Origin of the sequence: Solibacillus sp. (assembly GCF_040273735.1) — a bacterium.
Classification (GTDB): Bacteria; Bacillota; Bacilli; order Bacillales_A; family Planococcaceae; genus Solibacillus.
Genome location: NZ_JBELZM010000016.1, coordinates 84,941 through 94,577, shown reverse-complemented (window position 1 = coordinate 94,577; position 9,637 = coordinate 84,941). Strand labels below are relative to the sequence as shown.

At 41.0% G+C, this 9,637-nt stretch carries 8 protein-coding genes; 5 read left to right on the top strand and 3 right to left on the bottom strand.

Annotation, left to right across the window (positions count from 1 at the left end):
- Positions 1 to 162: 162 nt before the first annotated feature.
- Positions 163 to 834: a LytTR family DNA-binding domain-containing protein gene (locus ABS917_RS15260; RefSeq protein ID WP_350479800.1), complete on the bottom strand. Its 672-nt coding sequence runs from the start codon at positions 832 to 834 to the stop codon at positions 163 to 165.
- Between the two features lie 215 nt (positions 835 to 1,049).
- Between ABS917_RS15260 and aceA the strand changes: the two genes are divergently transcribed.
- The 5 genes from aceA (at position 1,050) to ABS917_RS15235 (ending at position 7,035) form a co-directional block, all read left to right on the top strand.
- Positions 1,050 to 2,333, top strand: a complete 1,284-nt coding sequence (gene aceA, locus ABS917_RS15255) for an isocitrate lyase (RefSeq protein WP_350479799.1) — start codon at positions 1,050 to 1,052, stop codon at positions 2,331 to 2,333.
- Positions 2,334 to 2,761: 428 nt separating this feature from the next.
- Positions 2,762 to 3,937, top strand: coding sequence for a pyridoxal-phosphate-dependent aminotransferase family protein (locus tag ABS917_RS15250; protein WP_350479798.1), 1,176 nt, complete (start codon positions 2,762 to 2,764; stop codon positions 3,935 to 3,937).
- A 130-nt stretch (positions 3,938 to 4,067) separates the two neighbouring features.
- Positions 4,068 to 5,807, top strand: coding sequence for an adenine deaminase (gene ade, locus ABS917_RS15245; RefSeq protein WP_350479797.1), 1,740 nt, complete (start codon positions 4,068 to 4,070; stop codon positions 5,805 to 5,807).
- A gap of 48 nt (positions 5,808 to 5,855) precedes the next feature.
- Complete coding sequence (locus ABS917_RS15240; protein WP_350479796.1) at positions 5,856 to 6,566, top strand: glycosyltransferase; 711 nt, start codon at positions 5,856 to 5,858, stop codon at positions 6,564 to 6,566.
- Positions 6,567 to 6,651: 85 nt separating this feature from the next.
- Positions 6,652 to 7,035 (top strand): YkvA family protein, encoded by a 384-nt coding sequence (locus ABS917_RS15235; protein ID WP_350479795.1) that lies wholly within the window; start codon positions 6,652 to 6,654, stop codon positions 7,033 to 7,035.
- Between the two features lie 50 nt (positions 7,036 to 7,085).
- Here ABS917_RS15235 and ABS917_RS15230 read toward each other — a convergent pair whose 3' ends face one another.
- Together ABS917_RS15230 and argH are read right to left on the bottom strand one after the other, a co-directional pair.
- A complete protein-coding gene (locus ABS917_RS15230; protein WP_350479794.1) occupies positions 7,086 to 8,033 on the bottom strand; it encodes an N-acetylglucosamine kinase in 948 nt (315 codons plus the stop codon).
- On the bottom strand, positions 8,026 to 9,549 hold the full coding sequence (gene argH / locus ABS917_RS15225; RefSeq protein ID WP_350479793.1) for an argininosuccinate lyase: 1,524 nt from the start codon (positions 9,547 to 9,549) through the stop codon (positions 8,026 to 8,028). Before argH ends, ABS917_RS15230 begins: the two co-directional genes overlap by 8 nt.
- Positions 9,550 to 9,637: the final 88 nt, after the last annotated feature.

Here is a 9,637-nt window from a genome sequence, read left to right as displayed (position 1 = left end):
GTTAAGCTCTTTAGCGCCGATGGTAGTTGGGGGCTTCCCCCTGTGAGAGTAGGACGTCGCTTCGCACATGTAAAACCACTGAGGAATCAGTGGTTTTTTTGTTGTTGAATTTCAATTTATATAGCCAGTCTTTTGTAGGTTTCCCCTACAATTCACCACATATTAAAACTCCAGAACTGCCCGTAAGTTATTTATATAGGACTGACTTACGGGTAATTCTAAGCCATCCTTCAGCTGTACAATAAAATTAGATGTCAGATCCCGCGAGATTTTCTTTATATAGTAAATATTTATAATATAAGAACGATGAATACGAAGAAAGTTATTTGGTAATCGAGTCTGCAATTCTTTAAGTGTAATGGCTGTTTTGTATTGTTCGCCCTTGGAGTAAAACCATGTTCGCTTTTGCAGACTTTCAATATGTGAAATTTGATCAATCGAAATGGGTACCCAATCTTCCATCTGTTTTCCTGTTAAAAACTGATACATATCTGAACACTTTACTTTAAATAGTGGAGGCAGGACGACAACTAAAGCCCCATGTTCGCCATTTACCAAAATTGGATACCCAATCGCATAATATGGGGTTTCAAAAAGTGTACTTTCCATAACAGCATCAATTTTTTGTTTTGTTTGAAGTACTTTGTAAGCGATGCTATCTTTCGGTACAGCAGAGCCTACTTTCAATGAAAAACGGTGATGACCTGTACTGAAATAAATAAAGCTATTGTTTACTGCTATTGCAATCGATGCATCTTGAGGAATCCAATCTTCTAAAATAATTTTATACTGATTTAAAATGCTTTTTTCGATTTCAATATTTTGTAATGACAATGAAAATCCACTCCCTCTGTATTATTGCCTAAATGACAATTCATCCGCCAAATATACCCATTCATCCTAAATTAAAGTTAATTTGTCAGAAAATAATGAAAAGTTAAACATTCTGTTATACATTATATTACAGCAAGATGTTCTGTTATGGAACAGTTAATTACAAATTTTTCTAACAGAATATCCATACACAATGGGGAAGGTGGAAATTTATTATGTCAACTCGTCAAGAAAGAATCGAAACTTTACAAAAGGATTGGACAGAAAACCCGCGCTGGAAAGGTATTGAGCGTGGCTATACAGCAGAAGAGGTTGTAAAGTTACAAGGATCATTTATCCAGGAGCAAACATTAGCAAAACGAGGATCTGCTCGTTTATGGAAATCCTTACATGAAGCACCTTTCATTAATGCTTTAGGTGCTTTAACAGGGAATCAGGCAGTACAGCAAGTAAAGGCAGGTTTACAGGCAATCTACTTATCGGGGTGGCAAGTAGCGGCTGATGCAAACCTTTCTGGTCAAATGTATCCGGACCAGTCTCTATATCCTGCAAACTCTGTACCAGCAGTAGTGAAACGTATTAACCAGGCGCTTCAGCGTGCTGACCAGATTGACCATGCAGAAGGCCGCGATGATGGTTTTGACTGGTTTGCACCGATTGTAGCTGATGCGGAAGCAGGCTTCGGTGGTCCATTAAACGTATTTGAATTAGTTAAAGGGATGATTGAAGCAGGTGCAGCTGGCGTGCATTTGGAAGACCAATTAGCTTCTGAGAAAAAATGCGGACACTTAGGCGGAAAAGTATTATTACCAACGCAAAACGCTGTACGTAATTTAATTGCTGCACGTTTAGCTGCTGATGTAGCGGGCGTTGATACAATTTTAATCGCACGTACAGATGCAGATGCTGCTGACATGGTAACATCGGATATTGACCCACGAGATGCAGAGTTCTTAACTGGCGAACGTACTCCAGAAGGATTCTACCGTACTAAACCAGGTATTAAGCAAGCAATTGCACGCGGGTTGGCTTATGCACCATATGCAGACTTAATCTGGTGTGAGACTTCTCACCCGTCATTAGAAGAAGCTCGTGAGTTTGCTGCTGCAATCCACGCTGAGTTCCCAGGAAAAATGTTAGCGTATAACTGCTCGCCTTCATTCAACTGGAAAGCTAAGTTATCAGATGAAGAGATTGCAGAGTACCAACGTGAGTTAGGTAAACTTGGGTACAAATTCCAATTCATTACACTTGCTGGTTTCCACAGCTTAAACTACTCAATGTTCGAGCTTGCGCATGACTACAAAGACAATGGTATGGCTGCTTACTCTAAACTACAACAAGCAGAGTTTGCTGCTGAAAGTAAAGGTTACACTGCTACTCGTCACCAACGTGAAGTAGGAACTGGTTACTTTGATGAAGTATCGCAAACAATTTCAGGTGGTACATCTTCGACAACTGCTATGTCGGGCTCTACTGAAACAGAGCAATTTGTATAAGATTGAGGTTTAGTAGGCAGTGTTATGAATATAATCATAAACGGGGAACTGCTTATTCGGATTAACGTATTCCTTTTCTTCTATCTTACCGATTCAAGTGACATTGGGGAATGTGCACTAAGTAAATAAGCGTTATGCCGAAGCGACTATTGAAAGAAACGTAGGATGTGGAAGAGGAATAATTTCTTGAACTTGAACAGCTTGACTACTATGAAAAGTGCTAAATCGAATTGGAACGCGGTCTAGTATGGGATGCCTCCCAACATATAAGGAAAACTAAGGGGTTTTTATAAAGATGAATGTCTTTTTAGCTTGGATGGGGCTAAAAAGGCATTTTCTATTTTGTAGAAATAAAGGAGTTCTAGTAAAGTGTAGAGAATATTATATAGATAGAATATTTTTACTATTAAGAAAAGGGTGTAAAATCAATGAAAAATAAAGAATTATTATTAGTACCTGGGCCGACGCCGGTAATGGATGAGATTTATGATGCTTTGGCAAGTGAAACGAGAGGCCATACCGATCCTAGGTTTGTAGAAACATTTAAAAATGCGCTTGCCAATACGAAAAAGCTGTTTAATACAGATGGGGAAGTATATGTTGTAGCAGGTTCAGGTACATTGGCAATGGAAATGGCAATAGTAAATACTATTGCAAAAGGTGAACGTCTGCTTGTTATTAGCCATGGCTATTTCGGTGATCGTTTTACACCACTTGCAAAAGCATTTGGAATTGAAGTTGATGTACTGCAGTCAACATGGGGTGAGCGTGTAGACGCAACGCTTGTTGAGGAAGCAGTGAAGGCCAACAATTATAAGGCGGTAACAATTACACATGCCGATACATCTACTGGAGTGGTGTCGGATTTAGAAACACTTGTACCGATTATTAAAGCATCTGGTGCACTTGTCATAGTCGATGGTGTTGTCGCAACAGCTGCATTGCAAGAGGACATGAGTAAAGCTTACGGTGAAGAAGACTATAAAATTGATATTGTTTTAACAGGATCCCAAAAGGCGATTGGTATTCCTCCTGGGCTGGCGATTGTCGCTTTCAGTCAGCAGGCATTGGCTGCCCGTGAACAAATCGGGACAGTGCCGGCCTATTATGCGGATATACATAATTGGCGCAATATCATGGATAACCCAGCAATGTACTTTGCGACGCCTCCGGTTAACTTAATTTACGCATATGATGTTGCATTGAATATTGTATTAGAAGAAGGTATCGAGAAACGTGAAGCGCGTCATATCGCATTTGGTAAAGCGATCCGTGCGGCACTGCGTTCTTACGGGATGACACCATTGGCTAATGAAGAAGTAGCTGCGCCGACATTAAGCTGTATTTTATATCCTGAAGGTATTGAAGATGGCAAGTTCCGAGCAAGTCTTGCGAAGCGCGGCATTATCGTAGCGGGTTCTTTAGCCCACTTAGCAGGAAAAGCATTCCGCATTGGACATATGGGGAATACGACAGCGGAAATGCTGGAGCAGGCAATTGTTGTGATTGGTGAAGCATTGCAAGAGCAGCAGCTGCAAGTCAATATTGAAAAGGCAAAAGGCATATTTGCTAAAGAGATAGAAGCTGCAACGGTACAAATCTAAAAACTTCCATAAAAGCTATATAGAGATTTGGTGCAATTATAGGAAAAGGGACGGTGCGATTTTTGAAGCGTTCCCTTTTTTATTTAATTATTAAAAGAAATCATAGTGTGAGATAAACAGGGGGTGGCATATGAAGCAAATTATCGACCAATCTCAAAAACGAGTTAAAGCGGATTTCATTATTCAACATGCGCAAATTGCTGATGTCTTTAATTTACGTTGGCGACAAGGCGATGTTGTAGTGGCAAACGGCAAAATTATTGCGGTTTCAGAGCCAGGTGAATTTGAAGCGGAACAGGTAATAGATGCAAGCGGAAAATATATTGTACCGGGCTTTATAGATGCACATATTCATATTGAATCATCCATGCTTGTACCAAAACAGTTTAATCGAATCGTACTTCCACATGGTGTGACAGCTGTCGTTACAGACCCGCATGAAATTGCGAATGTTTCAGGTAAAGCTGGATTGGAATTTATGCTGCAGGATATTGAAGATGTCGAAATGGATATTTATTTTATGCTGCCTTCGAGTGTACCGGGGACCTCTTTTGAAAATGCAGGAGCTGTGCTGACGGCAAAAGATTTAAAAGAATTTATCGGACATAAGAATGTACTGGGATTAGCAGAGGTAATGGATTTTCCTGCTGTACTAAACGGGGAGAAGGAAATGCTCGCAAAGCTGAAGCTTGCTCAAGAATACGGGATGGTTATTGATGGGCATTGTGCAGGCTTAACAAGTTCTCAAATACGTGGTTACCGGGCAGCAGGAATTTCAACAGATCATGAATGCGTGACAGCCGAAGAGGCATTGGACCGGGTGGAGCAGGGAATGTATGTGTTGATCCGGGAAGGTTCGGCAGCCAAAAACTTAAAAGCCATTTTACCTGCTGTAACAATGGCGAATGCGCGGCGTTTTGCTTTTTGTACGGATGATAAGCATTTGGATGAACTGATGGAGCAGGGGAGTATTAACTACGCAGTGGCACTGGCGATTGCTGAAGGAATGGATCCATTAATGGCGATCCAGCTTGCTTCATTAAATGTCGCTGAATGTTATCGTCTTAAAAATAAAGGCGCAGTTGCTACAGGCTATGATGCAGATTTTATAGTAGTTGAGGATTTGCAGACGATGAAAGCACTTGCTGTATGGAAAAATGGCAGAAAGGTTGCCGAAAATGGAGAAATGCTTTCACCAGCTCCGGAAAAATGTATTGTAGAAACATCCATTTTACAGTCGATGCATTTACCAGAGCTTACAGTTGAAGATTTACGCTTGCCGTTTACAGGAAACAGGGCAAATGTAATGAAAATTGTGCCAAACCAACTCATTACAAACAGGGTTGAGATGGAAGTCGATGTAGCAAATGGCCATTTTGTGCCATCAATCGAAAAGGATTTATTGAAGCTGACGGTTGTCGAGCGGCATCACCACGTGGGGACAAAGGCAGTTGCAATCGTACATGGTATTGGTATTCAAAGCGGAGCTGTAGCAACAACGATTTCCCATGATTCACATAATGCAATTGCAGTAGGAACAAATGATGAAGATATATTAATCGCACTTAAAGCACTTCAAGAAATTCAAGGCGGGCTGGTCGTTGTAAATGAAGGAGAAGTGACTGCTTCACTCAGCCTCCCAATCGCAGGTCTTATGACAGATATTTCTGCTGAACAAGCGAAGCAGAAGCTTGAGAAATTACATGAAGGACTGCATACAATTCATCCTACACTCGACTATCATCTATTTCTGACTTTATCATTTCTCGCTTTGCCGGTTATTCCAGATATTAAGATTACAGATACAGGGTTGTTTGATGTAATAAAATTCGAGCATATTCCTGTTGAGATTATAAATGCTGATGAATAGCTTTCTATTCTCTAATTTTCATAAATATTCTATGAAGGAGCATACAAAATGGAGCAAGTCATTGTTATGATTCCAGCACTAAACCCTTTACCGGTCCTTCTGCAATTTGTCAGGAAAATGCGTGCTTTGCCGATTGCCAATATTATTGTCATTAATGATGGCAGTGATGAAAAATATAACGGTCTGTTTGAACAATTACAGCAAGAAGGTTGCGAAGTATTAACACATGACAAAAACTTGGGGAAAGGCCGCGCTCTTAAAACAGGAATGGAGCATATTCTAAAATCCCGAATGCAGACAAAGGGGATTATTACGGTAGGAGCGCATGGTCAGCATTCAGTATTGGATGTGGAACAGGTGTTATCGAGTACGAAAATCTTTTCGGACGGGATTATACTAGGCATTCGCGATTTCAAAGATTCAGATTATCCGTTCATTAGTAAACTGCAAAATCGTGCCTATTCGATGATGTTTGAACTGCTTATCCGTAAACGTCTGCTCGACATCCAAACAGGATTACGTTACATTCCACGAGGAAATCTGCCATGGCTTTGTAAAGTGAAAGGTGAGTCTTACCACTATGACACGAATATGCTGATTGAGGCGATAAGAAGAAAAGTCCCTGTCTACGAGGTGCCGATCGGTCATGCAAAGCTCCGAAAAAATTCAATTATTTACTATGATGAAGTGTTGAACCCGACAAAAATCTTCCAGCAACTTTGGTCAAATTTTCTACATAAAAGGCAAAATACGAAATGAATCTTTTCTTATTGCGAATACGTATAGGATTACGATACGCAAATTTGAGGAATACTAAAGTAATAGCAAGGAAAGGAGCATACGTATGAGCGAACAATATAATTTCGACAAAATGATTGAAGGTCAAAACCAACATTATTCAGATAAAAAGTTCCTGCATAAAATGAAAAACTTCGGCGGAGGTTTAGGCTATAAAGCGATGCAGGCAGCGGCGACACTTTACGTTGCCCTACGTAGTCCGGACATGCCTAAATCGAGTAAACTCATTGTTTTAGGGGCGCTGGGGTACTTTATTTTGCCATTGGATTTAGTTGTCGATTTTCTTCCATTAGTCGGTTTGACGGATGATGCGTTTATCATTTTAACGGCGCTGGGGAAAGTGTATTTATCGATTACAGATGAGATGAAGGATGAGGCAAAAGGGTTAATCGATTCAAAGCTGGGAAGTCAGGAAGACGCAGTACAGTAAAAGATAAAATCCCCTTTAAGCAAATGCTGCAAAAGGGGATTTTTCTATGTCTACTTTACAGGCTGGGCACCGTTTAATTCGCGTAAGCCTCGATTAAAAATAGCTTCAATCGGCTTATCCTCACATAACTTTAACGTTATATTCGGGTGTGTAATTTGGAACTGCGAATTTATTAATTCAACAAGCCCTGGATTGTTTTTTAAAATTCCGCCATTTAAATACAGTGTATGTGCTTTATTTGAATAGCCGGCATTTTTTAATGTTGTTGTTGCCAGTAAAACAAGCTCATCCGCTGCTTTTTGTATAATTTTTTGGGCAACGGCATCTCCCATTTCGGCCGCCTGTTGTAAATAGGAACTGAAGCTGGCCAATCGGGCATTTGTATAATCCGCTGAATATATGAGATTGAACAATTCATCTGTGTTTTTAACATGATGACCTGCTAAAACAAGCTCTGTTAATAAGGTCGGCTTGTTGCGTCCATCAGCAGCGCGGAAGATCGCCTTCGCAATATGTTTTCCGATCCAGTAACCGCTTCCTTCATCGCCAATCCGGTGACCCCAGCCGCCGCCGCGGCTAATCCGGCCATTCATAAGACTGTAGCAAATAGCCCCTGTACCTGAAATAAGCAGGCTTACATCGTTCTTGCCAAGTCCCTTTAAAGTTGCTTCAACATCATTTTCTATTAGAATTTGACCGAATGTAAAAGGGGAGCGGGCGATACTTTCTTCAATAATTTCCTCGATAATCTTTTTATCCTGTTCGGTATCAATGCCCGATAGTGCAAAGATCGCTACATCAATAAACAGACTCGGTAAATGGGCTGCTGCGCTCCTGAGCAGGCCGGTAAATACATGTTGGACATGTTCAATTCCGACTGCCTGATGATTCGATCCTGTGGAAGTTGCAGTAAATAATTCACGGCCATCTGTTGAACGAATGGTCATTACTGTTTTTGAGGCACCACCATCTACGGCTAATACATAACGATTACTCATATTCCGTCCACCCCTTTAAAATTTGTTCCAATCGATTTTCGGCTTTTAAAATTGCCTCTGTTTTTTCTCTCAGCCAACTTTCAAGGTGGACCGTATCATCTTGTGCCTGTTTTAGCGATTTTCGCATTGTTGCAGGCGCAGGCCCTCCCTTTAATGTACGTATATTAACGAAGTACTCCGGCTGGATCGCCTGGTAAAAGGCAATCTCATTAATGTGAAGCGACTTTCCTGTAACTTCTATGCATTTCTCGTTTGCCAAGTTCCATGTCAGGCTTGCGAGGGATTCTTTATTATTTGCCATCAGTTCCTGCACGCACAGACTGACAATTTTATGTGACTGGCGGAATGAAATACCCTCGGAACGTACGAGGGAATCGGCAAGCTCTGTTACGTTGGCAAAGCTGTTTTGCGCACGTTTCAGTAGGTTTTCCTTATTCACATCCATCGTAAGAATCATACCTGCAAATAGCTTATAAATCCCGACTAACCGGTCAATTGCCCTCCATAAATAAGGTTGCATATCGTCTTCCGTATCGACTATATCCCCAAATGGTGTATTGTGGACCATTTGTAGTACTGTTGCCGCATCCCCGACAACCGATGAGAGAAGCGAACGTGTATGCTCGATTGAAACAGGATTGCGTTTTTGAGGCATGATGGAGCTAATCTGCACATAAGGGCTGGCAAGTTTAAAAGCATTGAATTCCTGCGTTGCCCATAATAAAAAGTCCTGCGATGTGCGCCCTAAATTGAGGGCAGCGAGCTGTACAATGCTGGCCGCTTCCGCAATATAGTCAGCACCGGCGACCGCATCCCAGGCATTTTCGATTAAGTCATCAAAGGCGAGCAAATCCTGCATTCGTTCGCGGCTGATCGGGAAGCCTGTAGTTGTCAAAGCCGCCGCGCCCATACTGCTTCGGTTAATCGTATTGTATGCGGCTTGCATTCGTTTATAGTCCCTGGTCAGCTGGTCAATAACAGCCTTTAAGTAATGGGCAAATGTTGTCGGCTGTGCCTGCTGTGTATGTGTATAGCCAATCATGATCGTCTCTACATGCTCTTCGGCAAAAATAATTAGCGATTGACGTAAATTCAAAAGTTCCTGCATGAGCGTGAGCATCTTTTTGCGTAGTGTCATGCGGTAAATGGCGATTCCCATATCGTTTCTGCTGCGTCCGATATGTAAATTTCCTGAAATGTCGCCTCCAAGTTCGATTAGCTTGTTTTCAATCCGAAAAAACAAATCTTCAAATTGCGGGTTATAATCACGCGTTTTATAATATTCCAGATCAAGTTTTTGAATAGCTTGACCGATGCGACGTGCATTTTCTGGGGTAACCAATTCCTGTTCTTCAAGCATCTTTAAATGGGCAATATGAATTTGAAGCATCGCATCCAAAAAATGCTTGCGTGCCTCATCATAAGCGGGCTGTAAAACCATTTGACGATAACTATTGGAAGGAAATAAAATTCCTTCTTTTTCATTTATTAGATTGCGGTAATTCTGAAAGAACATGGTGAATGGGCCTCCAATCAAATGATAGAAACTACTTCCTGATAATCTTATTTTACAATTATTAGAAAATTTTATCAATTCAAATAAA

Excerpts from the sequence above, each read along its gene's own strand:
- aceA (WP_350479799.1), top strand. The coding sequence starts at position 1,050 with ATGTCAACTCGTCAAGAAAGAATCGAAACTTTACAAAAGGATTGGACA.
- ABS917_RS15250 (WP_350479798.1), top strand. The coding sequence starts at position 2,762 with ATGAAAAATAAAGAATTATTATTAGTACCTGGGCCGACGCCGGTAATG.
- ade (WP_350479797.1), top strand. The coding sequence starts at position 4,068 with ATGAAGCAAATTATCGACCAATCTCAAAAACGAGTTAAAGCGGATTTC.
- ABS917_RS15240 (WP_350479796.1), top strand. The coding sequence starts at position 5,856 with ATGGAGCAAGTCATTGTTATGATTCCAGCACTAAACCCTTTACCGGTC.
- ABS917_RS15235 (WP_350479795.1), top strand. The coding sequence starts at position 6,652 with ATGAGCGAACAATATAATTTCGACAAAATGATTGAAGGTCAAAACCAA.
- ABS917_RS15230 (WP_350479794.1), bottom strand. The coding sequence starts at position 8,033 with ATGAGTAATCGTTATGTATTAGCCGTAGATGGTGGTGCCTCAAAAACA.
- argH (WP_350479793.1), bottom strand. The coding sequence starts at position 9,549 with ATGTTCTTTCAGAATTACCGCAATCTAATAAATGAAAAAGAAGGAATT.